22 protein-coding genes and 2 pseudogenes are annotated in these 23,634 nt (G+C 54.8%); 7 read left to right on the top strand and 17 right to left on the bottom strand.

What is annotated here, in order from left to right; all coding sequences use genetic code 11:
* Positions 1-137 precede the first annotated feature (137 nt).
* The 4 genes from HH1059_RS08865 to HH1059_RS08850 form a co-directional block, all read right to left on the bottom strand.
* Positions 138-497, bottom strand: coding sequence for a PD-(D/E)XK nuclease family transposase (locus HH1059_RS08865; protein WP_420809701.1), 360 nt, complete (start codon positions 495-497; stop codon positions 138-140).
* Positions 498-840: 343 nt separating this feature from the next.
* Positions 841-1,356 (bottom strand): Hsp20/alpha crystallin family protein, encoded by a 516-nt coding sequence (locus HH1059_RS08860; RefSeq protein WP_197710722.1) that lies wholly within the window; start codon positions 1,354-1,356, stop codon positions 841-843.
* A gap of 477 nt (positions 1,357-1,833) precedes the next feature.
* Complete coding sequence (locus HH1059_RS08855) at positions 1,834-2,715, bottom strand: Rpn family recombination-promoting nuclease/putative transposase (protein WP_109962890.1); 882 nt, start codon at positions 2,713-2,715, stop codon at positions 1,834-1,836.
* A gap of 69 nt (positions 2,716-2,784) precedes the next feature.
* Positions 2,785-3,909, bottom strand: coding sequence for an Rpn family recombination-promoting nuclease/putative transposase (locus HH1059_RS08850; protein ID WP_231901921.1), 1,125 nt, complete (start codon positions 3,907-3,909; stop codon positions 2,785-2,787).
* A 75-nt stretch (positions 3,910-3,984) separates the two neighbouring features.
* On the opposite strand from HH1059_RS08850, the gene istA reads away from it, so the two are divergent.
* The 3 genes from istA to HH1059_RS08830 all read left to right on the top strand — a co-directional run bounded on the left by istA (position 3,985) and on the right by HH1059_RS08830 (position 6,845).
* The gene (istA, locus tag HH1059_RS08840; protein ID WP_109962889.1) at positions 3,985-5,523 is read left to right on the top strand and encodes an IS21 family transposase; all 1,539 of its coding nucleotides are present in this window, start codon (positions 3,985-3,987) and stop codon (positions 5,521-5,523) included.
* A 13-nt stretch (positions 5,524-5,536) separates the two neighbouring features.
* Positions 5,537-6,310 carry an IS21-like element helper ATPase IstB gene (gene istB / locus HH1059_RS08835; protein WP_096409544.1) on the top strand — a complete coding sequence of 258 codons (774 nt, stop codon included), beginning with the start codon at positions 5,537-5,539 and terminating at the stop codon, positions 6,308-6,310.
* A 196-nt stretch (positions 6,311-6,506) separates the two neighbouring features.
* Positions 6,507-6,845 carry a hypothetical protein gene (locus HH1059_RS08830; protein WP_096409543.1) on the top strand — a complete coding sequence of 113 codons (339 nt, stop codon included), beginning with the start codon at positions 6,507-6,509 and terminating at the stop codon, positions 6,843-6,845.
* 78 nt (positions 6,846-6,923) lie between these two features.
* Here the strand turns inward: HH1059_RS08830 and HH1059_RS14150 are convergent.
* From HH1059_RS14150 to HH1059_RS13820, 3 genes and pseudogenes are all read right to left on the bottom strand, one after another.
* Positions 6,924-7,028 (bottom strand): annotated as a pseudogene (locus HH1059_RS14150) (Rpn family recombination-promoting nuclease/putative transposase); the annotation flags it as partial.
* Positions 7,029-7,097: 69 nt separating this feature from the next.
* A complete protein-coding gene (locus HH1059_RS08820; protein ID WP_109962887.1) occupies positions 7,098-8,051 on the bottom strand; it encodes an Rpn family recombination-promoting nuclease/putative transposase in 954 nt (317 codons plus the stop codon).
* Positions 8,052-8,212: 161 nt separating this feature from the next.
* Positions 8,213-8,566, bottom strand: a complete 354-nt coding sequence (locus HH1059_RS13820) for a FliH/SctL family protein (RefSeq protein WP_109962886.1) — start codon at positions 8,564-8,566, stop codon at positions 8,213-8,215.
* A 946-nt stretch (positions 8,567-9,512) separates the two neighbouring features.
* Here HH1059_RS13820 and HH1059_RS08810 point away from each other — a divergent pair.
* Positions 9,513-9,950, top strand: coding sequence for an RpnC/YadD family protein (locus HH1059_RS08810; protein ID WP_109962885.1), 438 nt, complete (start codon positions 9,513-9,515; stop codon positions 9,948-9,950).
* A 43-nt stretch (positions 9,951-9,993) separates the two neighbouring features.
* On the opposite strand, the gene HH1059_RS08805 is transcribed toward HH1059_RS08810, so the two are convergent.
* Entirely contained in the window at positions 9,994-10,851 is an 858-nt protein-coding gene (locus tag HH1059_RS08805) for an Rpn family recombination-promoting nuclease/putative transposase (protein ID WP_109962884.1), read from the bottom strand.
* A 69-nt stretch (positions 10,852-10,920) separates the two neighbouring features.
* Positions 10,921-11,274, bottom strand: coding sequence for an RpnC/YadD family protein (locus HH1059_RS08800; RefSeq protein WP_231901920.1), 354 nt, complete (start codon positions 11,272-11,274; stop codon positions 10,921-10,923).
* A gap of 962 nt (positions 11,275-12,236) precedes the next feature.
* On the opposite strand from HH1059_RS08800, the gene HH1059_RS08790 reads away from it, so the two are divergent.
* Complete coding sequence (locus HH1059_RS08790; RefSeq protein ID WP_109962882.1) at positions 12,237-12,674, top strand: RpnC/YadD family protein; 438 nt, start codon at positions 12,237-12,239, stop codon at positions 12,672-12,674.
* Between the two features lie 43 nt (positions 12,675-12,717).
* Here the strand turns inward: HH1059_RS08790 and HH1059_RS08785 are convergent, their stop codons facing one another.
* From HH1059_RS08785 to HH1059_RS08770, 4 genes and pseudogenes are all read right to left on the bottom strand, one after another.
* Positions 12,718-13,659: an Rpn family recombination-promoting nuclease/putative transposase gene (locus HH1059_RS08785; RefSeq protein WP_109962881.1), complete on the bottom strand. Its 942-nt coding sequence runs from the start codon at positions 13,657-13,659 to the stop codon at positions 12,718-12,720.
* A 69-nt stretch (positions 13,660-13,728) separates the two neighbouring features.
* A pseudogene (locus HH1059_RS08780) lies at positions 13,729-14,650 on the bottom strand (Rpn family recombination-promoting nuclease/putative transposase).
* Positions 14,651-14,717: 67 nt separating this feature from the next.
* Positions 14,718-15,059, bottom strand: a complete 342-nt coding sequence (locus tag HH1059_RS08775) for an RpnC/YadD family protein (RefSeq protein ID WP_200232792.1) — start codon at positions 15,057-15,059, stop codon at positions 14,718-14,720.
* Between the two features lie 974 nt (positions 15,060-16,033).
* Positions 16,034-16,315, bottom strand: coding sequence for a hypothetical protein (locus HH1059_RS08770; RefSeq protein WP_338033904.1), 282 nt, complete (start codon positions 16,313-16,315; stop codon positions 16,034-16,036).
* A 962-nt stretch (positions 16,316-17,277) separates the two neighbouring features.
* Here HH1059_RS08770 and HH1059_RS08765 point away from each other — a divergent pair.
* Positions 17,278-18,285, top strand: a complete 1,008-nt coding sequence (locus HH1059_RS08765; protein ID WP_109962880.1) for an Rpn family recombination-promoting nuclease/putative transposase — start codon at positions 17,278-17,280, stop codon at positions 18,283-18,285.
* A 43-nt stretch (positions 18,286-18,328) separates the two neighbouring features.
* On the opposite strand, the gene HH1059_RS08760 is transcribed toward HH1059_RS08765, so the two are convergent.
* The 4 genes from HH1059_RS08760 to HH1059_RS08745 form a co-directional block, all read right to left on the bottom strand.
* The gene (locus tag HH1059_RS08760; protein WP_338033903.1) at positions 18,329-18,658 is read right to left on the bottom strand and encodes an RpnC/YadD family protein; all 330 of its coding nucleotides are present in this window, start codon (positions 18,656-18,658) and stop codon (positions 18,329-18,331) included.
* Positions 18,659-19,294: 636 nt separating this feature from the next.
* Positions 19,295-20,164 carry an Rpn family recombination-promoting nuclease/putative transposase gene (locus HH1059_RS08755; protein WP_109962879.1) on the bottom strand — a complete coding sequence of 290 codons (870 nt, stop codon included), beginning with the start codon at positions 20,162-20,164 and terminating at the stop codon, positions 19,295-19,297.
* 67 nt (positions 20,165-20,231) lie between these two features.
* Complete coding sequence (locus HH1059_RS08750) at positions 20,232-20,585, bottom strand: hypothetical protein (RefSeq protein ID WP_231901919.1); 354 nt, start codon at positions 20,583-20,585, stop codon at positions 20,232-20,234.
* A 287-nt stretch (positions 20,586-20,872) separates the two neighbouring features.
* A complete protein-coding gene (locus tag HH1059_RS08745) occupies positions 20,873-22,258 on the bottom strand; it encodes an IS1380 family transposase (protein ID WP_096409819.1) in 1,386 nt (461 codons plus the stop codon).
* A 906-nt stretch (positions 22,259-23,164) separates the two neighbouring features.
* Here HH1059_RS08745 and HH1059_RS08740 point away from each other — a divergent pair.
* Positions 23,165-23,602, top strand: a complete 438-nt coding sequence (locus HH1059_RS08740) for an RpnC/YadD family protein (RefSeq protein ID WP_231901918.1) — start codon at positions 23,165-23,167, stop codon at positions 23,600-23,602.
* Positions 23,603-23,634 lie beyond the last annotated feature (32 nt).

The raw sequence follows: 23,634 nt of genomic DNA, 5'->3' as shown, positions 1-23,634 counted from the left end.
CTGTGGCCTTCCACACTGCGTATCCTTCAACCCATCTCATCGGGTCATGTTGTACTCTGGCCAGAATTTGCCCCGCATCGGTGAACTGGCTAGTCTGTGCCAAAGCCCAAATATAATCGATCCAGGGATAAGTCTAATCATGTGCTAACCACAAGGCCGGAATTTTGGGGCCACATGTTAACCCGAATATGGGTGCGCCATAGCTTCATCGCCTGCTCAAGCTCGGCCTGATTTGCCGTAAACAGGTCAAAATCGAGCAGCTGCAGCCCTACTGCGGCTCGCAGTTGCTGGTAGTCCTCACCAGCGCCAAGCTGCAAGACGAGTGTAAGGGCTAGGTAGAAGAGCCCGCGCTTGTGCCAAGCTCCATAACGGCGCACTTGTATCTCGACATTGTAGCAGTGCCCTTGCCCATCGCGGGCCAGGACATCGAGGATTATGTACTTGCCGGTTAACTCATTCGGTTCAATATTAGGGTTAAGAACCTCAACGCTGGCAATATCGGGAAGAACCGGTTGTTATGGTGTGAATCATCTTGCATTAAAATCCGGTGCGAGAAGCTCATCCTTCATAGATTCCCGTTCTCACTCGTAACCACCGAAAGAGACCAAGCTATAATAGTCGTCGCTTTTGCCCACCATTCAAGAAAACCAGGCTACTGGCGGAGACGGCTTTACCCATAACGGCAAAGCGCACCGGCGCGCTTTTGCGCGTCCTCACATATAAAAAGCGGGCGGCAGCCGCCCGCAGCCAGCGATTAGACAGGGCAGAGGGAGGAGATCCCCTAGCCCGGCATAACTCTGCTCGCTAGCTCTTCAGCTGACAACCAAGCCGGGCCGGGCCTTAAGCGGCCCGCTGAACTTCGATACGGCGAGCCTGCTGCTCTTCCTCTGCCTTCGGCATGGTCACCGTAAGGATGCCATCCTTGAAAGAGGCGTTGACATTATCCTCATCTATGGCGCGATTCAGCGGAATCTGCCGCTCGAAGCGCCCATAGGATCGCTCCGTTATATGGACCTGACGACCCTCGTCCTTATCCTCATGCTCGGCACGCTTCTCGCCCGCAATACGGAGTACGCCGTCGCTGAAAGTCAGTTCGACGTCGTTTTCCGTCATACCGGGCAGCTCCGCTACGACGTAGAGGTTATTGTCATCCTCCTGCACTTCAACGCTAGGTGCCATAACACGAGGACCGATCTCAGCAGAAGGATCCCCCGCTCCACGGCGCAGATCATCAAAGAAGCGCATCATCTCGGACTGCAGCGCCGTAAAGGGGTCACGTGCCGTCATGTCCCGATTCGCCGCCCGATTGTGCAGATCCGCTCTGGTCACCGGAGAGAGGTTACGACGTACCATCATAGCCATCACCTCCTTTTTTCCGTCTGACCGTTGACCGAATCTTACCAATCAGCTCTGCGACTTCCGCTCTTCCTTCCTTCCTCGGCTATTAGCGGATGTAAGGTTTTGGGCAGATAATTTCAAGACTTATTCCCCACTGCTTGCACCCGATGAGGAAGAACTCGATGCGGCAGCTGCACGCGTTGCGTCGTGGGGCCAATCAATTCTCTAATGCCACCGACCGATCCCATGAGGCTGATGTGCGGAGCGGTCCATGCCACCTCCCGTGCCTTTAGCGAAGCAGCGTTACGCAGCCAAAGAGCCCCGTAGGGCGCTCGCATGGATGTGAGCGCCGGCTGTGTGTGCAAGGATGCGCGCTTCTGCCGGGCTTGCGAAGTAACGAGATAGCGGAGCGTTCGGCACGAGGTGGGCGAGCTGCTTCGGCGTTCAGGCGCCCGAAGGTAGTTTTTTGGCTATTCTATATCAGCAAAATTACTTTTATTTCTGCTGCTCATCACGCATTTGAGAAACTTCCCCCTGAGTTAAACCGGTTGCCTGGGCGATCTGTTCATCGGTTAGTGCGTTAGTTTTGATAAGGTTTCGGGCGGTTTCGGCGTTAGCCTCTTGTCGTCCTTTTTTTTGTCCCTCTTTTATTCCTTCTTGTCGACCCTCTTGTCTAGCCTCATTTAGCTGCGATACCTCATCGCGCAAAGCCCTTTCTCTAACGAAAGCGAGCCGGCGGGCTTCTTCGTCTGCACTGAGCTCACGGATGCGGCTCATGGCACGTTTTACTGGTTCGTGGGCAATCTTGGCCATGGTCAGCTCCTCCCGCCAGTGGGTGAAAAATGTAATCCAGGCACGCAGCGGGCCATCAGGTAGCCCTAAACGATCTGCCTGATTAAGTTCGATCAGGTTCATCTGTAAGATGTTCCCGAGCGTGACCTCGGGTTGTCTCTCATCGCGCATTTCAAAGCGCCATACCGCCTGCTCAAGCTCGGCCTGATTTGCCGTAAACAAATCAAAATCGAGCAGGTGCAATCCTACTGCGGCTCGCAGTTGCTGGTAGTCCTCACCAGCGCCAAGCTGCAAGCCGAGTGTGCGGGCTAGGTAGAAGAGCCCGCGCTTGTGCCAAGCTCCATAACGGCGCACTTGTATCTCGACATTGTAGCAGTGCCCTTGCCCATCGCGGGCTAGGACATCGAGGATGATGTACTTGCCGGTTAACTCATTCGGTTCAATATTGGGGTTCAGGACCTCAACGCTGGCAATATCGGGCAGATCTGGGCGCAGGTCGTTGATCAAATCTACTAACAGGTCTGGTGCTTCGGCAAAGAGGCGTTTGAAGACGTAGTCGTTAGTAGGGGAGAGTAGTTCGGTCATGGAAGTAGAGTATATCTAGCATTAGCCACCCAGAAGAGATGGCTCAGTTTAGCACAGCTAAACGAGGAGCTATCCCTGCAGTTCATCATGCAGTTGTGCCACTTCCGCTTGTGTTAAGCCGGTTGCCTGGGCGATCTGTTCATCGGTTAGTGCGTTAGTTTTGATAAGGTTTCGGGCGGTTTCGGCGTTAGCCTCTTGTCGACCTTTTTTTTGTCCCTCTTGCAGTCCCTCTTGTCGACCTTTTTTTTGTCCCTCTTGCAGTCCCTCTTGCAGTCCCTCTTGTCGTCCCTTTTTTTGTCCTTCTTGTAGTCCCTCTTGTCTCGCCTCATTGAGCTGCGAGACCTCATCGCGCAGAGCCCGTTCTCTGACGAAAGCGAGCCTGCGGGCTTCTTCATCTGCACTGAGCTCACGGATGCGGCTCATGGCACGTTTTACTGGTTCGTGGGCAATCTTGGCCATGGTCAACTCCTCTCGCCAGTGGGTGAAAAAGGTAATCCAGGCACGCAGCGGGCCATCAGGTAGCCCTAAACGATCTGCCTTATTAAGTTCGATCAGGTTCATCTGCAAGATGTTCCCGAGAGTAACCTCGGGCTGTCTCTCATCGCGCATCTCAAAGCGCCATAGCGCCTGCTCAAGCTCGGCCTGATTTGCCGTGAACAGGTCAAAATCGAGCAGATGCAGCCCCACTGCGGCTCTTAGTTGCTGGTAGTCCTCACCAGCGCCAAGCTGCAAGCCGAGTGTGCGGGCCAGGTAGAAGAGCCCGCGCTTGTGCCAAGCTCCATAACGGCGCACTTGTATCTCGACATTGTAGCAGTGCCCTTGCCCATCGCGGGCTAGGACATCGAGGATGATGTACTTGCCAGTTAACTCATTCGGTTCAATATTAGGGTTAAGAACCTCAACACTGGCAATATCGGGCAGATCTGCGTATTCCGGACGATCGTGACCGCGTTTTCCGCGTGAACGTGACCGGGAATTCCGAGCCAACGTGACCGCGTTTTCCGTTTGAACGTGACCGATTTTGATCTCCTTTGCGTAAACCGCGGTCACGATCGCGCAAACTGCGGTCACGATCACGTAAATCGCGGTCACGATCACGTAAATCGCGGTCACGATCACGTAAATCGCGGTCACGATCACGTAAATCGCGGTCACGATGCCGTAAACCGCGGTCACGTTGGTGCGGAATATCATCGAACCCACTGGAATCCTTAGTCTTAAATCGGCATAACCGCTGTCTTTACTTACCTATTGAAGAGGGAGACGGCGATGCCAACGGAGAGGGTTCGAATGAAGAAGATTACCGAAGTGTTGCGCCTCAAGTACCAAGCCGGTCTGAGTCATGAGCAGATTGCTCGAGTCTGTAAGCTCTCCAAAGGGGCAGTTAGCAAGTATGTCAGCCTGGCCAAGGCACAGGGTCTCTATTGGCCGCTTCCCGAGGGTGTTGATGAGGCGCGACTGGAGGCGCTGCTCTACCCCTCTGAGCAGCCGCAGCGCGGCTTTGTGGAGCCTGACTGCTTCCAGATCCATCAACAGCTCAAGCGCAAAGGGGTGACGCTGCAGCTGCTGTGGGGTGAGTATGCTGCCACTTATGGTGAGCGGGCTTACCGTTACAGCTATTATTGCCACCGTTATCGCCAGTGGCGCTCGCGGCAAAAGCGTAGTATGCGGCAACACCACCGCGCTGGAGAGAAGGCGTTCCTCGACTACTGCGGCACGACGGTAGCGGTAAACGAACGCGATACCGGTGCAGTGCGCCTTGCCCAGATCTTTGTCGGTGTCCTTGGGGCTTCAAGCTATACCTACGCCGAAGCCACCTGGAGTCAGTCTCTGCCGGACTGGATTGCCTCAAATCAGCGGATGCTGCGCTTTTTCGGCGGTGTACCGCGGCTTCTGATTCCTGACAATCTCAAGGCTGCTGTGACGAGGGCAGATCGTTACGCCCCCAAAGTCAACGATACCTATGCAGATATGGCGACCCACTACAATACCGCCATACTGCCCGCTCGCCCCTACAAACCGAAGGACAAAGCCAAGGTAGAAGTGGCCGTCCAGGTAGTCGAACGGTGGATTTTAGCGCGGCTGCGTCATCATACGTTTTTCTCGTTAGCGGAGCTTAATCAGGCCATCTGCGAACTGCTACCGGTGCTCAACGAACGCCCCTTTCAAGGTCGCAGCGAGAGCCGTAGGGATTTGTTTGAGTCTTTGGATCGCCCAGCCCTGGGCGTACTGCCCCGTGAGGCCTACGAGTACGCCGAGTGGCACAGAGCTAAGCCAGGCATCGACTACCACGTTGAATATGAGGGGCGCTTTTACAGCGTCCCGCACGCTCTAGTCGGTCATATGCTGGAGTTACGCATTAGCGCTACTGCGGTGGAGATTCTACACAAAGGTCAGCGGGTCGCTAGCCATGCCCGTCACGCTCAGGGGCGCTACTCTACTGTGATCGAGCACATGCCGAGGTCCCATCAGGCCCATCGCGAGTGGTCGCCGCAGCGCTTCATGCACTGGGCAGCGGCGGTTGGTCCGGCTACCGCCGAGCTCGTCGAGCAGCAGCTATACAACCGCCCCCACCCCGAGCATAGCTACCGCGCCTGTTTAGGGCTGCTGAATCTATCCCGACGCTTCGGTCGTCCCCGCCTAGAGGCGGCTTGTGTGCGGGCCTTAGCAATCGGTGCCACTAGCTATAAGAGCGTCGCCTCCATCATCAAGCAGGGGCTCGACCAACTGCCATTGGAGCCGGAAAGCGACTCTGCAGACGAGCTACCGGCTCACACGAATGTCCGCGGCGCTGACTACTACCACTGAGGGGGACCTTGCCATGCTCCATCAACAGACAATCGAACAACTACGCGCTCTCAAGCTCGTCGGCATGCTCCACGCGCTAGAGCAGCAACAGGCACAGCCTGAAACCTACGAACTTCCCTTCGAACAACGCTTCGCTATGCTAGTCGAGCAAGAGGTGCTCTACCGCGAGAACCGGCGGCTGAACCGCTTGCTCAAGGAGGCTAAGCTCCGAGTCCAAGCCTGTGTCGAGGATATCGATTACCGCCACCCCAGGGATTTAGAGAAATCGAGCATGGCGGCACTGGCTCAGTGCGGCTGGATCCGCAACGCTCACAACCTCTGCATCACCGGCCCCACCGGCTGTGGCAAGACCTGGTTGGCCTGCGCTCTCGGCAACCAGGCGTGCCGCCAAGGGCTCTCGGTACGCTATTTGCGGTTGCCGACGCTGTTTGAGCAGCTGCGCATCGCCCACGGCGACGGTTCCTATCCTCGCTTGATGAACCGGCTGCTCAAAATGGATTTGCTTATCCTCGACGATTGGGGGCTTCAAAAGATGACTGCCTCTCAGCGTCAGGATCTGATGGAGGTGATTGAGCAGCGCCACGGCCAACGCTCCTCGCTAATCGCCAGTCAGCTCCCTATTGAGCATTGGCACGAATACATCGGCGAGGCAACGCTCGCTGATGCCATCCTCGATCGCCTTCTGCACGGGGCACATCGGCTCAAGCTCAGTGGTGAATCAATGCGCAAGCAGCACTCTGAGGCTATTGGCGGTGACGCAAACTCACACAATAGTGTTACTGCGTAACGCAGGTTGCTATGCCAGGCTCTGCCACTAAGCCTCAGCACACCTGTCGGCAGCACCGCCTGTGGCGGCGTACCTATGGCCTAGAAGGGCTTTTGTGCACCGCTACTAGGTTTTACCACGCGGCCACGATGACCCGCGGGCGCTTAGTCGTCCAGATGTGGTCCGTATAAAGCGTTACTGCGTAACGGAGATAACCATGCCCAAGACCAACGCTCAGCGCCAACAAGCCTACCGTCAACGCCATCTCAAGGGCTTTGACGACGAGCAGCAGATGCTCGAAAGAATCAACATGATGATCCATCACAGAGCCAAGATCGGCCTTAAACGCCTAGCTCACTATTACGGCGTAACGCAGCGGGCCTTTCTAGAGCAGATCATTGAGGATGCTACTGAACAGGTGCTCAAAACCCTCGATGGTGCGCAGCAAAATGACTTCTACGACATGAAAATTACGTTACGCAGTAACGAAGGAGGTGAGGTTACCAATACTACTCAAAACGTCGCCGAGTTGACTGATCGTGACCGGTCAGAGTAAAAAATAGGCTCCAGTGTGGTGTCGGTGGTGACATCGGTCACGATCAGCGGAATCAGCGGTCACGATCACCGGAATGAGCAGATCTGGGCGCAGGTCGTTGATCAAATCTACTAACAGGTCTGGTGCTTCGGCAAAGAGGCGTTTGAAGACGTAGTCGTTAGTAGGGGAGAGTAGTTCGGTCATGGAAGTAGAGTATATCTAGCATTAGCCATCTAGAAGAGATGTCTCAGTTTAGTACAGCTAAACGAGGTGCTATTCCTGCTGCTCAGAACGCAGTTGAGCTACTTCCTCCTGAGTTAAGCCGGTTGCCTGGGCGATCTGTTCATCGGTTAGTGCATTAGTTTTTATAAGGTTTCGGGCGGTTTCGGCGTTAGCCTCTTGCCGACCTTTTTTTTGTCCCTCTTGCAGTCCCTCTTGTCGACCTTTTTTTTGTCCCTCTTGCAGTCCCTCTTGCAGTCCCTCTTGTCGTCCCTTTTTTTGTCCTTCTTGTAGTCCCTCTTGTCTCGCCTCATTGAGCTGCGAGACCTCATCGCGCAGAGCCCGTTCTCTGACGAAAGCGAGCCGGCGGGCTTCCTCGTCAGCACTTAGTTCACAAATGCGGCTCATGGCGCGTTTTACTGGTTCGTGGGCAATCTTGGCCATGGTCAACTCCTCTCGCCAGTGGGTGAAAAAGGTAATCCAGGCACGCAGCGGGCCATCAGGTAGCCCTAAACGATCTGCCTTATTAAGTTCGATCAGGTTCATCTGCAAGATGTTCCCGAGAGTAACCTCGGGCTGTCTCTCATCGCGCATCTCAAAGCGCCATAGCGCCTGCTCAAGCTCGGCCTGATTTGCCGTAAAGAGGTCAAAATCAAGCAGGTGCAATCCTACTGCGGCTCTTAGTTGCTGGTAGTCCTCGCCCGCGCCAAGCTGCAAGCCGAGTGTGCGGGCCAGGTAGAAGAGCCCGCGCTTGTGCCAAGCTCCATAACGGCGCACTTGTATCTCGACATTGTAGCAGTGCCCTTGCCCATCGCGGGCTAGGACATCGAGGATTATGTACTTGCCGGTTAACTCATTCGGTTCAATATTGGGGTTAAGGACCTCAACGCTGGCAATATCGGGCAGATCTGGGCGCAGGTCGTTGATCAAATCTACTAACAGGTCTGGTGCTTCGGCAAAGAGGCGTTTGAAGACGTAGTCGTTAGTAGGGGAGAGTAGTTCGGTCATGGAAGTAGAGTATATCTAGCATTAGCCATCTAGAAGAGATGTCTCAGTTTAGCACAGCTAAACGAGGTGCTATTCCTGCTGCTCAGAACGCAGTTGAGCTACTTCCTCCTGAGTTAAGCCGGTTGCCTGGGCGATCTGTTCATCGGTTAGTGCATTAGTTTTTATAAAGGTTTAGGGCTGTCTTTCTCAGCGCGCAATCGCTCGCCTCTTTCCAGGCCAATTTGTTCGCCTTTTTCCAAGCCAATTTGTTCGCCTTTTTCCAAGCCAATTTGCTCTCCTTTTTCCAAGCCAATTTGCTCTCCTTTTGCCAAGCCAATTTGCTCGCCTTCTTGTCTCGCCTCATTGAGCTGCGAGACCTCATCGCGCATAGCCCGTTCTCTAACGAAAGCGAGCCGGCGGGCTTCCTCGTCAGCACTGAGTTCACGAATACGGCTCATGGCACGTTTTACTGGTTCGTGGGCAATCTTGGCCATGGTCAACTCCTCCCGCCAGTAATAAATCTGTCCACTATTCATATTATGCCACCACATAGTTCACAGCCTGATAACCGAAGGCTGCTAAATTTCAGAAAATTCCCATATAAATAGGGAACTTTTCCCATTGGCCAGGTTACGATTTGGGAGTAGTATTGATCCTGCATTCGGGGCATGAAAGCCGCTCCCACCGCGCCGCGCAGGAAGCGCATAGCAGCTCTTAGCAGTAGTGGCCGAAGTACATGGATGTGCGCGGCCTGCTTTAAGGTCAAGGCAAAGGATTGTCATGCGGGGCTGGGGGCATGTCGAGACAAGGAGGCGTGAAGGATTACGCTGGTCAGGGCACGGATGCTGGCAATGGGATGGGCGCGCTAGGGATGTGTGGGCAGGGAAGCTGCCATCCCTGGCGCCTCGTTTTTATTGGGCCTTGCATAACACATTCTCTTGCTCGGGCATGAGCGTCTTTAAGAGTTAATCTCCGCGCTGTGATAACCGGACAAATTAAACCGGTGAAAAGCGGTCAATCTGAGATGATGTTGACACGCTTGACATGGGATAATTTTGACAGCCTCCAGCCTCCAGCCTTAGTGGCCCTACCTCCCCTGATCTCGTGCCAAACGCTCCGCTATCGCGTTACTCCGCCAAGCCCGGCTGAAGCGCGCATCCTTGCGCGCACAGCCGGCGCTCGCATCCATGCGAGCGCCCTACAGGGCTCTTTGGCTGCGTAACGCTGCTTCGCTAAAGGCACGAGATCAGGGGAGGTAGGGCCACTAAGGCTTGAGGCAGAAACGCTGGATTTCGCGCTTCAGCCGGGCTCGGCGAAGTAACGAGATAGCGGAGCGATCGGCACGAGGTGGGGGAGGTAGGAGCCATTAGTCGGTGAGGCTGTGGACCACGTTGGCGCGATGGTGCAATCTATCTATCGTCTGAACTGCGCGGCTGTGTTCACGCCCTGTTCAGGCTTGAACACAGCCGCACGCCGGATGATATGCGCTCGATCGTCGCTACCCTCAGCAAGTGGCTGGTCAAATCGGAGCAGCGCCCTATCCGACGAGAGTTTGCCATCTGGATACAGCGCGTGCTGCTGCGCCGTAAACCCTTCGCTGATTCAAAACTCTTCGATTGGGAAGAAGTACAGGACCTTGAGGAGGTAAATGAGATGCTAGCTGAACGTATGAATGAGTGGGAGAGGGAGTGGAAACAGGAGGGTCGGCTGGAAGGTCGCCAAGAAGGTCGCCAGGAGGGTCGCCAAGAAGGCCTATTGGCTGGTGAAGGTAAATCCCTTCTTTTGCTACTCGAACAGAAGTTTGGTAAGGAAGCAGCGGAGCAATACCGCCCTAGGGTCGAGCAGACTGATGAGCCGACAATCCAGCAGTGGCTTATCAATATACTGACCGCTGATAGCGTAGAAGAGGTCTTCCGGTAAAGCCGCGCCAGCCATCTTCTCGGGGCGTGCAACAAAATAAGTGTTAGCCCTGCTGTTCTGAACGCAGTTGAGAAACTTCCTCCTGAGTTAAGCCGGTTGCCTGGGCGATCTGTTCATCGGTTAGTGCGTTAATTTCGATTAGGTTGCGGGCGGTCTTCTCAGCGCGCAATCGCTCGCCTTTTTCCAGGCCTTCTTGTCTAGCCTCATTGAGCTGCGAAACCTCGTCGCGCAGAGCCCGTTCTCTAACGAAAGCGAGCCGGCGGGCTTCTTCATCTGCACTGAGCTCACGAATACGGCTCATGGCACGTTTTACTGGTTCGTGGGCAATCTTGGCCATGGTCAACTCCTCCCGCCAGTGGGTGAAAAATGTAATCCAGGCGCGCAGCGGGCCCTCAGGTAGCCCTAAACGATCGGCCTTATTAAGTTCGATCAGGTTCATCTGCAAGATGTTCCCGAGCGTGACCTCGGGTTGTCTCTCATCGCGCATCTCAAAGCGCCATAGCGCCTGCCCAAGCTCGGCCTGATTTGCCGTGAACAGGTCAAAATCGAGCAGGTGCAGCCCCACTGCGGCTCTTAGTTGCTGGTAGTCCTCACCAGCGCCAAGCTGTAAGCCGAGTGTGCGGGCTAGGTAGAAGAGCCCGCGCTTGTGCCAAGCTCCATAACGGCGCACTTGTATCTCGACATTGTAGCAGTGCCCTTGCCCATCGCGGGCTAGGACATCGAGGATGATGTACTTGCCAGTTAACTCATTCGGTTCAATATTAGGGTTAAGAACCTCAACACTGGCAATATCGGGCAGATCTGGGCGCAGGTCGTTGATCAAATCTACTAACAGGTCTGGTGCTTCGGCAAAGAGGCGTTTGAAGACGTAGTCGTTAGTAGGGGAGAGTAGTTCGGTCATGGAAGTAGAGTATATCTAGCATTAGCCACCCAGAAGAGATGGCTCAGTTTAGCACAGCTAAACGAGGAGCTATCCCTGCAGTTCATCATGCAGTTGTGCCACTTCCGCTTGTGTTAAGCCGGTTGCCTGGGCGATCTGTTCATCGGTTAGTGCATTAGTTTTTATAAGGTTTCGGGCGGTCCTCTCAGCGCGCAATCGCTCGCCTTTTTCCAAGCCAATTTGCTCTCCTTTTTCCAAGCCAATTTGCTCGCCTTTTTCTAGGCCTACTTGCTCGCCTTCTTGTCTCGCCTCATTGAGCTGCGATACCTCATCGCGCAGAGCCCGTTCTCTGACGAAGGCGAGCCGACGGGCTTCTTCATCGGCGCTGAGCTCACGAATGCGGCACATGGCGCGTTTTACAGGTTCGTGGGCAATCTTGGCCATGGTCAACTTCTCCCTCCGGTAATAAATGTGTCCACTACTCACATTATGCCACCATATAGTTCACATCCTGATAACCACTAGCTGCTAAATTTCAGAAAATTCCCATATAAATAGGGAACTTTTCCCATTGGCCAGGCCACGCTATGGGAGTAGTATTGATCCTGCATTCGGGGCATGGAAGCCGCCCCCACCGCGCCGCGCAGGAAGCGCATAGCACTCCTTGGCAGTGGTCAAAGCACATGGATGTGTGCAGGCCGTTTTAGGATCCAGGCAAAGGAGCCAGGCGCGGCTAGGGGCATGTCGAGACAAGGAGGCGTGAAGGATTACGCTAGTCAGGGCACGGATGCTGGCAATGGGATGGGCGCGCTAGGGATGTGTGGGCAGGGAAGCTGCCATCCCTGGCGCCTCGTTTTATTGGGCCTTGCATAACAAATTTTCTTGCTCGGGCATGAGCGTCTTTAAGAGTTAATCCCCGCGCTGTGATAACCGGACAAATTAAACCGGTGAAAAGCGGTCAATCTGAGATGATGTTGACACGCTTGACATGGGATAATTTTGACAGCCTCCAGCCTCCAGCCTCCAGCCTTAGTGGCCCTGCCTCCCCTGATCTCGTGCCTTTAGCGAAGCAGCGTTACGCAGCCAAAGAGCCCCGTAGGGCGCTCGCATGGATGCGCGCTTCAGCCGGGCTTGGCGGAGTAACGCGATAGCGAAGCGATCGGCACGATATCGGGGGAGGTAGGGCCACTAAGGCTGGAGGCAGAAACGCTGGATTTCGCGCTTCAGCCGGGCTCGGCGAAGTAACGAGATAGCGGAGCGATCGGCACGAGGTGGGGGAGGTAGGGGCCATTAGTCGGTGAGGCTGTGGACCACGTTGGCGCGATGGTGCAATCTATCTATCGTCTGAACTGCGCAGCTGTGTTCACGCCCTGTTCAGGCTTGAACACAGCCGCACGCCGGATGATATGCGCTCTATCGTCGCCACCCTCAGCAAGTGGCTGGTCAAACCGGAGCAGCGCCCTATCCGACGAGAGTTTGCCATCTGGATACAGCGCGTGCTGCTGCGCCGTAAACCCTTCGCTGATTCAAAACTCTTCGATTGGGAAGAAGTGCAGGACCTTGAGGAGGTAAATGAGATGCTAGCTGAACGTATGAATGAGTGGGAGAGGGAGTGGAAACAGGAGGGTCGGCTGGAAGGTCGCCAAGAAGGTCGCCAGGAGGGTCGCCAAGAAGGCCTATTGGCTGGTGAAGGTAAATCCCTTCTTTTGCTACTCGAACAGAAGTTTGGTCAGGAAGCAGCGGAGCAATACCGCCCTGTGGTTGAGCAGGCTGATGAGCCGACAATCCAGCAGTGGCTTATCAATATACTGACCGCTGATAGCGTAGAAGAGGTCTTCCGGTAAAGCAGCACCAGCCATCTTCTCAGGGCGTGCAACAAAATAAGTGTTAGCCCTGCTGTTCTGCACGCAGTTGTGCCACTTCCGCTTGTGTTAAGCCGGTTGCCTGGGCGATCTGTTCATCGGTTAGTGCATTAGTTTTTATAAGGTTTCGGGCGGTCTTCTCAGCGCGCAATCGCTCGCCTTTTTCCAAGCCAATTTGTTCGCCTTTTTCCAGGCCAATTTGCTCTCCTTTTTCCAAGCCAATTTGCTCGCCTTTTTCCAGGCCTACTTGCTCGCCTTCTTGTCTCGCCTCATTGAGCTGCGATACCTCATCGCGCAGAGCCCGTTCTCTGACGAAGGCGAGCCGGCGGGCTTCCTCGTCAGCACTGAGTTCACGAATCCGGCTCATGGCACGTTTTACTGGTTCGTGGGCAATCTTGGCCATGGTCAACTCCTCCCGCCAGTGGGTGAAAAATGTAATCCAGGCGCGCAGCGGGCCCTCAGGTAGCCCCAAACGATCGGCCTTATTAAGTTCGATCAGGTTCATCTGCAAGATGTTCCCGAGAGTAACCTCGGGCTGTCTCTCATCGCGCATCTCAAAGCGCCATACCGCCTGCTCAAGTTCTTCCTGATTAGCCGTAAACAGGTCAAAATCGAGCAGATGCAGCCCTACCGCGGCTCGCAGTTGCTGGTAGTCCTCACCAGTGCCAAGCTGTAAGCCGAGTGTGCGGGCTAGGTAGAAGAGCCCGCGCTTGTGCCAAGCTCCATAACGGCGCACTTGTATCTCGACATTGTAGCAGTGCCCTTGCCCATCGCGGGCCAGAACATCGAGGATGATGTACTTACCGGTTAACTCATTCGGTTCAATATTGGGGTTCAGGACCTCAACGCTGGCAATATCGGGCAGATCTGGACGCAGGTCGTTGATCAAATCTACTAACAGGTCTGGTGCTTCGGCAAAGAGGCGTTTGAAGACGTAGTCGTTAGTAGGGGAGAGTAGTTCGGTCATGGAAGTAGGGTATATCTAGCATTAGCCACCTAGAAGAGATGGCTCAGTTTAGCACAGCTAAACGAGGCGCTATTCCTGCTGCTCAGAACGCAGTTGAGCTACTTCCTCCTGAGTTAAGCCGGTTGCCTGGGCGATCTGTTCATCGTTTAGTGCATTAGTTTTTATAAGGTTTCGGGCGGTTTCGGCGTTAGCCTCTTGCCGACCTTTTTTTTGTCCCTCTTGCAGTCCCTCTTGCAGTCCCTCTTGTCGTCCCTTTTTTTGTCCTTCTTGTAGTCCCTCTTGTCTCGCCTCATTGAGCTGCGAGACCTCATCGCGCAGAGCCCGTTCTCTGACGAAAGCGAGCCTGCGGGCTTCTTCATCTGCACTGAGCTCACGGATGCGGCTCATGGCACGTTTTACTGGTTCGTGGGCAATCTTGGCCATGGTCAACTCCTCTCGCCAGTGGGTGAAAAAGGTAATCCAGGCACGCAGCGGGCCATCAGGTAGCCCTAAACGATCTGCCTTATTAAGTTCGATCAGGTTCATCTGCAAGATGTTCCCGAGAGTAACCTCGGGCTGTCTCTCATCGCGCATCTCAAAGCGCCATAGCGCCTGCTCAAGCTCGGCCTGATTTGCCGTAAAGAGGTCAAAATCAAGCAGGTGCAATCCTACTGCGGCTCTTAGTTGCTGGTAGTCCTCGCCCGCGCCAAGCTGCAAGCCGAGTGTGCGGGCTAGGTAGAAGAGCCCGCGCTTGTGCCAAGCTCCATAACGGCGCACTTGTATCTAGACATTGTAGCAGTGCCCTTGCCCATCGCGGGCTAGGACATCGAGGATTATGTACTTGCCGGTTAACTCATTCGGTTCAATATTGGGTTAAGGTAAGGACCTCAACACTGGCAATATCGGGCAGATCTGGGCGCAGGTCGTTGATCAAATCTACTAACAGGTCTGGTGCTTCTGCAAAGAGGCGTTTGAAGACGTAGTCGTTAGTAGGGGAGAGTAGTTCGGCCATTTAAATAGAGTACTTAGAGCTAGCCACATAGATTAGATGGCTCAGTTTAGCACAGCTAAACGAGGTGCTATTTCTGCCGTTCTGCACGAAGCTGAGCTACTTCCCCCTGAGTTAAGCCGGTTGCCTGGGCGATCTGTTCATCGCTTAGTGCATTAGTTTTTATAAGGTTTCGGGCGGTTTCGGAGTTAGCCTTTTGTCGTCCCTCTTTTATTCCCTCTTGTCGCCCCCTTTTTTGTCCCTCTTGCAGTCCCTCTTGTCGACCTTCTTGTCTAGCCTCATTGAGCTGCGAGACCTCGTCGCGCAGAGCCCGTTCTCTAACGAAAGCGAGCCGACGGGCTTCTTCATCGGCGCTGAGCTCACGAATGCGGCACATGGCGCGTTTTACAGGTTCGTGGGCAATCTTGGCCATGGTCAACTTCTCCCTCCGGTAATAAATGTGTCCACTACTCACATTATGCCACCATATAGTTCACATCCTGATAACCACTAGCTGCTAAATTTCAGAAAATTCCCATATAAATAGGGAACTTTTCCCATTGGCCAGGCCACGCTATGGGAGTAGTATTGATCCTGCATTCGGGGCATGGAAGCCGCCCCCACCGCGCCGCGCAGGAAGCGCATAGCACTCCTTGGCAGTGGTCAAAGCACATGGATGTGTGCAGGCCGTTTTAGGATCCAGGCAAAGGATTGCCAGGCGCGGCTAGGGGCATGTCGAGACAAGGAGGCGTGAAGGATTACGCTAGTCAGGGCACGGATGCTGGCAATGGGATGGGCGCGCTAGGGATGTGTGGGCAGGGAAGCTGCCATCCCTGGCGCCTCGTTTTATTGGGCCTTTTATAACATATTATTCCTCGGGCATGAGTGTCTTTAAGAGTTAATCCCCGCGCTGTGATAGCCGGACAAATTAAACCGGTGAAAAGCGGTCAATCTGAGGTGATGTTGACACGCTTGACCTTGGATAATTTTGACAGCCTCCAGCCTTAGTGGCCCTCCCTCCCCCGATCTCGTGCCTTTAGCGAAGCAGCGTTACGCAGCCAAAGAGCCCCGTAGGGCGCTCGCATGGATGCGAGCGCCGGCTGTGCGCGCAAGGATGCGCGCTTCAGCCGGGCTTGGCGGAGTAACGCGATAGCGAAGCGATCGGCACGAGATCGGGGGAGGGAGGGCCACTAAGGCTGGAGGCTGAAACGCTGGATTTCGCGCTTCAGCCGGGCTTGGCGAAGTAACGCGATAGCGGAGCGATTGGCACGAGGTCGGGGGAGGGAGGGGCCATTAGTCGGTGAGGCTGTGGACCACGTTGGCGCGATAGTGCAATCTACCTATCGTCTGAGCCGCACAGCTTGGTTCACGCCCTTTTTTGGCTATTCTAGATTAACAAAATTAGTTTTATCCCTGCTGTTCTGCACGCAGTTGTGTTACTTCCTCTTGGGTTAAGCCGGTTGCCTGGGCGATCTGTTCATCGGTTAGTGCGTTAATTTCGATTAGGTTGCTGGCGGTCTTCTCAGCGCGAATTTGCTCGCCTTCCTGTCTAGCCTCATTGAGCTGCGAGACCTCGTCGAGCAGAGCCCGTTCTCTGACGAAAGCGAGCCGGCGGGCTTCCTCGTCAGCACTGAGTTCACGAATCCGGCTCATGGCGCGTTTTACAGGTTCGTGGGCAATCTTGGCCATGGTCAACTCCTCCCTCCGGTAATAAATGTGTCCACTACTCACATTATGCCACCATATAGTTCACATCCTGATAACCACTAGCTGCTAAATTTCAGAAAATTCCCATATAAATAGGGAACTTTTCCCATTGGCCAGGTTACGATTTGGGAGTAGTATTGATCCTGCATTCGGGGCATGGAAGCCGCCCCCCACCGCGCCGCGCAGGAAGCGCATAGCAGTCCTCAGCAGTGGTCAAAACACATGGATGTGTGCAGGCTGTTTTAGGATTCAGGCAAAGGATTGCCAGCGGGGCTGGGGGCATGTCGAGACAAGGAGGCGTGAAGGATTACGCTAGTCAGGGCACGGATGCTGGCAATGGGATGGGCGCGCTAGGGATGTGTGGGCAGGGAAGCTGCCATCCCTGGCGCCTCGTTTTATTGGGTATTGTGTAAAACATCCTCTCGCTCGGGCATGAGCGTCTTTAAGACTTAAGACCCGCGCTGTGATAACCGGACAAATTAAACCGGTGAAAAGCGGCCAATCTGAGATGATGTTGACGCGCTTGACCTGGGATAATTTTGACAGCCTCCAGCCTCCAGCCTTAGTGGCCCTACCTCCCCTGATCTCGTGCCTTTAGCGAAGCAGCGTTACGCAGCCAAAGAGCCCCGTTGGGCGCTCGCATGGATGCGAGCGCCAGCTGTGCGCGCAAGGATGCGCGCTTCAGCCGGGCTTGGCGAAGTAACGCGATAGCGTAGCGATCGGCACGAGATCAGGGGAGGTAGGGCCACTAAGGCTGGAGGCAGAAGCGCTGGATTTCGCGCTTCAGCCGGGCTTGGCTGGCAAAGTAACGAGATAGCGGAGCGATCGGCACGAGGTGGGGGAGGTAGGAGCCATTAGTCGGTGAGGCTGTGGACCACGTTGGCGCGATGGTGCAATCTATCTAGGCAGGATTCTATATTTACTCAGCTCCGGCGGAGGCTTACTTGACAAACAATCATCACGACCCGGCCTACAAGAGGTTTTTCTCTCAGCCGGTTATGATTAAGGACCTGCTCGTTGAGTACGTCGGCGAGGATTGGGTAAAAGAGCTCGATTTCTCTACGCTGGAGAAGCAGAACGGTTCCTACGCTGCCGATGACTATCGTGATCGCCACGATGATCTGATTTGGCGCGTGCGCTGGGGCAAAGAGTGGCTTTACGTCTACCTGCTGCTGGAGTTTCAAAGCGACATAGATCATTTTATGGCAGTGCGCATGATGACCTATCTTGGGCTGCTCTATCAGGATCTTATCGCGCAGGGCAAACTAACCAGCGATGGGCAGCTGCCACCTGTACTGCCCGTGGTGCTATATAATGGACAGCGGCGCTGGTCGGCGGCCACCGATATTGATTCTCTGATCGAGCGCATCCCCGGCGGTCTGTCTGCCTACCGGCCTCAGATGCGCTATATGCTTCTCGATGAGGGAGCGCTTCTCAGCAAAGATAACTCACCCGAGTTGCATAGCTTGGTTCACGCCCTGTTCAGGCTTGAACACAGCCGCACGCCGGATGATATGCGCTCTATCGTCGCCACCCTCAGCAAGTGGCTGGTCAAACCGGAGCAGCGCCCTATCCGACGAGAGTTTGCCATCTGGATACAGCGCGTGCTGCTGCGCCGTAAACCCTTCGCTGATTCAAAACTCTTCGATTGGGAAGAAGTGCAGGACCTTGAGGAGGTAAATGAGATGCTAGCTGAACGTATGAATGAGTGGGAGAGGGAGTGGAAACAGGAGGGTCGGCTGGAAGGTCGCCAAGAAGGTCGCCAGGAGGGTCGCCAAGAAGGCCTATTGGCTGGTGAAGGTAAATCCCTTCTTTTGCTACTCGAACAGAAGTTTGGTAAGGAAGCAGCGGAGCAATACCGCCCTAGGGTCGAGCAGGCTGATGAGCCGACAATCCAGCAGTGGCTTATCAATATACTGACCGCTAACAGCATAGAAGAGGTCTTCCGGTAAAGCCGCACCAGCCATCTTCTCGGGGCGTGCAACAAAATAAGCGTTAGCCCTGCTGTTCTGCACGCAGTTGTGCCACTTCCGCTTGTGTTAAGCCGGTTGCCTGGGCGATCTGTTCATCGGTTAGTGCATTAGTTTTTATAAGGTTTCGGGCGGTTTCGGCATTAGCCTCTTGTCGTCCTTTTTTTTGTCCCTCTTTTATTCCTTCTTGTCGACCCTCTTGTCGACCTTCTTGTCTAGCCTCATTTAGCTGCGATACCTCATCGCGCAGAGCCCGTTCTCTGACGAAAGCGAGCCGGCGGGCTTCTTCATCTGCACTGAGTTCACGGATGCGGCTCATGGCACGTTTTACTGGTTCGTGGGCAATCTTGGCCATGGTCAACTCCTCCCTCCGGTAATAAATGTGTCACTACTCACATTATGCCACCATATAGTTCACATCCTGATAACCACTAGCTGCCAAATTTCAGAAAATTCCCATATAAATAGGGAACTTTTCCCATTGGCCAGGTTACGATTTGGGAGTAGTATTGATCCTGCATTCGGGGCATGGAAGCCGTCTCCACCGCGCCGCGCAGGAAGCGCATAGCAGCCCTTAGCAGCGGTCAAAGCACATGGATGTGTGCGCTCTGCTTTAAGGTCAGGGCAAAAGATTGCCAGGCGCGGCTAGGGGCATGTCGAGACAAGGAGGCGTGAAGGATTACGCTAGTCAGGGCACGGATGCTGGCAATGGGATGTGCGCGCAAGGATGCGCGCTTCAGCCGGGCTTGGCGGAGTAACGCAATAGCGAAGCGATCGGCACGAGGTGGGGGAGGGAGGGCCACTAAGGCTGGAGGCTGAAACGCTGGATTTCGCGCTTCAGCCGGGTTTGGAGAAGTAACGCGATAGCGGCGATAATGCATAAGGCCGGCATACTGGAGCCACACACTAGCACAAAATGGGCGCGCCATAGCTTCGGCGTTCAAGCGCTCGAAGATGGTTCTTTGGCTATTCTATATCAGCAAAATTATTTTTATCCCTGCTGTTCAGAACGCAGTTGTGCCACTTCCGCTTGTGTTAAGCCGGTTGCCTGGGCGATCTGCTCATCGGTTAGTGCGTTAGTTTTGATAAGGTTTCGGGCGGTTTCGGCGTTAGCCTCTTGTCGTCCCTCTTTTATTCCCTCTTGTCGCCCTTCTTGTCTAGCCTCATTGAGCTGCGAAACCTCATCGCGTAGAGCCCGTTCTCTGACGAAAGCGAGCCGGCGGGCTTCTTCGTCTGCACTGAGCTCACGGATGCGGCTCATAGCACGTTTTACTGGTTCGTGGGCAATCTTGGCCATGGTCAACTCCTCCCGCCAGTGGGTGAAAAAGGTAATCCAGGCACGCAGCGGGCCCTCAGGTAGCCCTAAACGATCTGCCTTATTAAGTTCGATCAGGTTCATCTGCAAGATGTTCCCGAGAGTAACCTCGGGCTGTCTCTCATCGCGCATCTCAAAGCGCCATAGCGCCTGCCCAAGCTCGGCCTGATTTGCCGTGAACAGGTCAAAATCGAGCAGGTGCAGCCCCACTGCGGCTCTTAGTTGCTGGTAGTCCTCACCAGCGCCAAGCTGTAAGCCGAGTGTGCGGGCCAGGTAGAAGAGCCCGCGCTTGTGCCAAGCTCCATAACGGCGCACTTGTATCTCGACATTGTAGCAGTGCCCTTGCCCATCGCGGGCTAGGACATCGAGGATGATGTACTTGCCAGTTAACTCATTCGGTTCAATATTAGGGTTAAGAACCTCAACACTGGCAATATCGGGCAGATCTGGGCGCAGGTCGTTGATCAAATCTACTAACAGGTCTGGTGCTTCGGCAAAGAGGCGTTTGAAGACGTAGTCGTTAGTAGGGGAGAGTAGTTCGGCCATTTAAATAGAGTACTTAGAGCTAGCCACATAGATTAGATGGCTCAGTTTAGCACAGCTAAACGAGGTGCTATTTCTGCCGTTCTGCACGAAGCTGAGCTACTTCCCCCTGAGTTAAGCCGGTTGCCTGGGCGATCTGTTCATCGCTTAGTGCATTAGTTTTTATAAGGTTTCGGGCGGTCTTCTCAGCGCGCAATCGCTCGCCTTTTTCCAAGCCAATTTGTTCGCCTTTTTCCAAGCCAATTTGCTCGCCTTTTTCCAGGCCTACTTGCTCGCCTTCTTTTCTCGCCTCATTGAGCTGCGAGACCTCATCGCGCAGAGCCCGTTCTCTGACAAAAGCGAGCCGGCGGGCTTCCTCGTCAGCACTTAGTTCACGAATGCGGCTCATGGCGCGTTTTACTGGTTCGTGGGCAATCTTGGCCATGGTCAACTTCTCCCTCCGGTAATAAATGTGTCCACTACTCACATTATCCTGAATCCGTGAAATTCGCCCCGGCGCTATAGTTCATCATCATAATCAAGCCATATTTACTCCCAAAGGAGGTGGATTAGTTTATTTCGCGGCACCCAGACGCCGCCAATTTCGCTCTTTCACCCCTGGTCTGACCTTCTGCAGCATGTTTTAGGCGAGCCCCATCCCGCCGGCGCGTTACCAGCGTTATTCTAGAGAGGCTTACGGCATGTCAGAGGGCAACTTACGGCTTGATTGTCTCAGCCGGGCACCGACCATTCGCGGTAAAGCCGCTCGAAATAGGCATAGGCCGGGCAGTGGTAGCCAAAACTCAGGACCTTCTGGCGAGCGTGGGAGACTAGCATGGCGGCTACTGTGATCATCTCTTGGATTACTGTGCGCAGCCGCCGGCGCTTGGCGCGGTGGCGCACCGGCGCATCTTCGGCAAGCAAAGCGTTTTGTCCGATCAGGCGCAGTAGATTGTAGGCCACAGCCGCCAACGTCAGTACTGCGTCGTTGGTCCTGAATCTCCTCGAGGGCAGCCGCTCCAGATCTAGATCGGTTTTTATCTCCGAGTGGAACTGCTCGTGGATGCCGTGCCCTTCGTAGAGTCTCACCACCTTCCAAGCCGGCACATCGGCAGCGTCCAGCGTGGCCAGGAAGACTTCTACCTCGTAATCGGGCATGAGCAAATACTGACCGCCGGGTTCGATGGTGCGCTCGACGACCCGGCTTACCCTGCGCAGCTCAATGTTTTGGCCATCACGAGTGCGCCGGGTGATGCACTCATCGAGTAACGCCATGCGCTTGCCCTTGCGTAGAATGCACCAGATCCGATCTTCATCGGCCAGCGCCGCCTCGATCAGAGCGCCGACCCCTTCCTTGCGGGGATTCCATTTGACCAGATATTCCACCGGCGCGACCCCAGTAGCCTGACGCTTTTCGGAGAAGGCATTCATAAAACTGTACAGCGCCGCCGAGTCAAATCCGCTGTCCATGCGCACCAGCAACGGCTCATCGGTCAGCCGCGCCGCCCGGGGAAGGGCCCGCTCAAGCACATAGTCCGTCTCTGCTGCTGAGTGTACCGATCCCTCACGCAACTCTAACCCAACGCACCAGCCCTGCTCGCCCAGGTAAGCGGCAATTGGCGAATAGCCGTCAAAGCCAGCGTAGGTCCGTGAGACGCCCTCCTTACGCGTGTTCGAGTTGTCCATGGTGAAGACATCGATATCCAGTGCCACATGGCCAGTGTCCAGCGCCTCAATCGGCGCCCGGGAGCGGGCTAGCAGATCAACGTTGAATTCGTCGATCGCCTCCAGCGCACCGTCCTCGGCAGCGAACTCATTGAGTCGTTGGCGCAGGCGGCTGCAGGAGGGGACCGATCGAAGGCCAAGCGAGGCGGCGAAGAATGGCTCGCTACGGTAAGACTCTATCGCCTCAAAATCACTCTTACCTTGGCAAAGAAGCCCTAGGTAGGACGTCAGTATATCGCTATTCGGCAGCGCTGCCCCACGGACCGGGAACTTCGGGTCGATATGCTGCTCAACACGGGCAAAGCGCTTGAGCGCCCGCCCCACAAGCGCTAGTCCGGCCTGGCCAGTGAGAACGCGCTGCGTACGTTCAATACGAAAATTAACCGGGTCCATCTGTTCACCTAACGGGTGCGCCATTGATCTGGATATTATACCCTATGTTCAACTAGTTATGGCGCATTTAGGCGTGGACATCACGGATTCAGAATTATGCCACCATATAGTTCACATCCTGATAACCACTAGCTGCTAAATTTCAGAAAATTCCCATATAAATAGGGAACTTTTCCCATTGGCCAGGCCACGCTATGGGAGTAGTATTGCTCCTGCATTCGGGGCATGGAAGCCGTCTCCACCGCGCCGCGCAGGAAGCGCATAGCACCCCTTGGCAGTGGTCAAAGCACATGGATGTGTGCGATCTGCTTTAAGGTCAGGGCAAAGGATTGCCAGGCGCGGCTAGGGGCATGTCGAGACAAGGAGGCGTGAAGGATTACGCTAGTCAGGGCACGGATGCTGGCAATGGGATGGGCGCGCTAGGGATGTGTGGGCAGGGAAGCTGCCATCCCTGGCGCCTCGTTTTATTTAGCCTGGTATAAAAAATACTCTAGCTCGGGCATGAGCTTCCTTGTGTACCCCCCCCCCCTGGCACGCTGATAACCGGACAAATTAAACCGACTAAGAGCGTTTAACCTGGGATAATTTTGACAGCCTCCAGCCTTAGTGGCCCTACCTCCCCCGACCTCGTGCCTTTAGCGAAGCAGCGTTACGCAGCCAAAGATCCCCGTAGGGCGCTCGCATGGATGCGAGCGCCGGCTGTGCGCGCAAGGATGCGCGCTTCAGCCGGGCTTGGCGAAGTAACGCGATAACGAAGCGATCGGCACGAGATCGGGGGAGGTAGGGGCCATTAGTCGGCGAGGCTGTGGACCACGTTGTCGCGATGGTGCAATCTATCTATCGTCTGAACTGCACAGCTTGGTTCATGCCCTGTTCAGGCTTGAACACAGCCGCACGCCGGATGATATGCGCTCTATCGTCGCCACCCTCAGCAAGTGGCTGGTCAAACCGGAGCAGCGCCCTATCCGACGAGAGTTTGCCATCTGGATACAGCGCGTGCTGCTGCGCCGTAAACCCTTCGCTGATTCAAAACTCTTCGATTGGGAAGAAGTGCAGGACCTTGAGGAGGTAAATGAGATGCTAGCTGAACGTATGAATGAGTGGGAGAGGGAGTGGAAACAGGAGGGTCGGCTGGAAGGTCGCCAAGAAGGTCGCCAGGAGGGTCGCCAAGAAGGCCTATTGGCTGGTGAAGGTAAATCCCTTCTTTTGCTACTCGAACAGAAGTTTGGTAAGGAAGCAGCGGAGCAATACCGCCCTAGGGTCGAGCAGGCTGATGAGCCGACAATCCAGCAGTGGCTTATCAATATACTGACCGCTAACAGCATAGAAGAGGTCTTCCGGTAAAGCCGCGCCAGCCATCTTCTCGGGGCGTGCAA

Source organism: Halorhodospira halochloris (genome assembly GCF_002356555.2).
GTDB classification, from domain to species: Bacteria; Pseudomonadota; Gammaproteobacteria; order Nitrococcales; family Halorhodospiraceae; genus Halorhodospira; species Halorhodospira halochloris.
The sequence above is the reverse complement of the archived record's forward strand: the minus strand, read 5'-3'. Positions and strand labels throughout refer to the sequence as shown.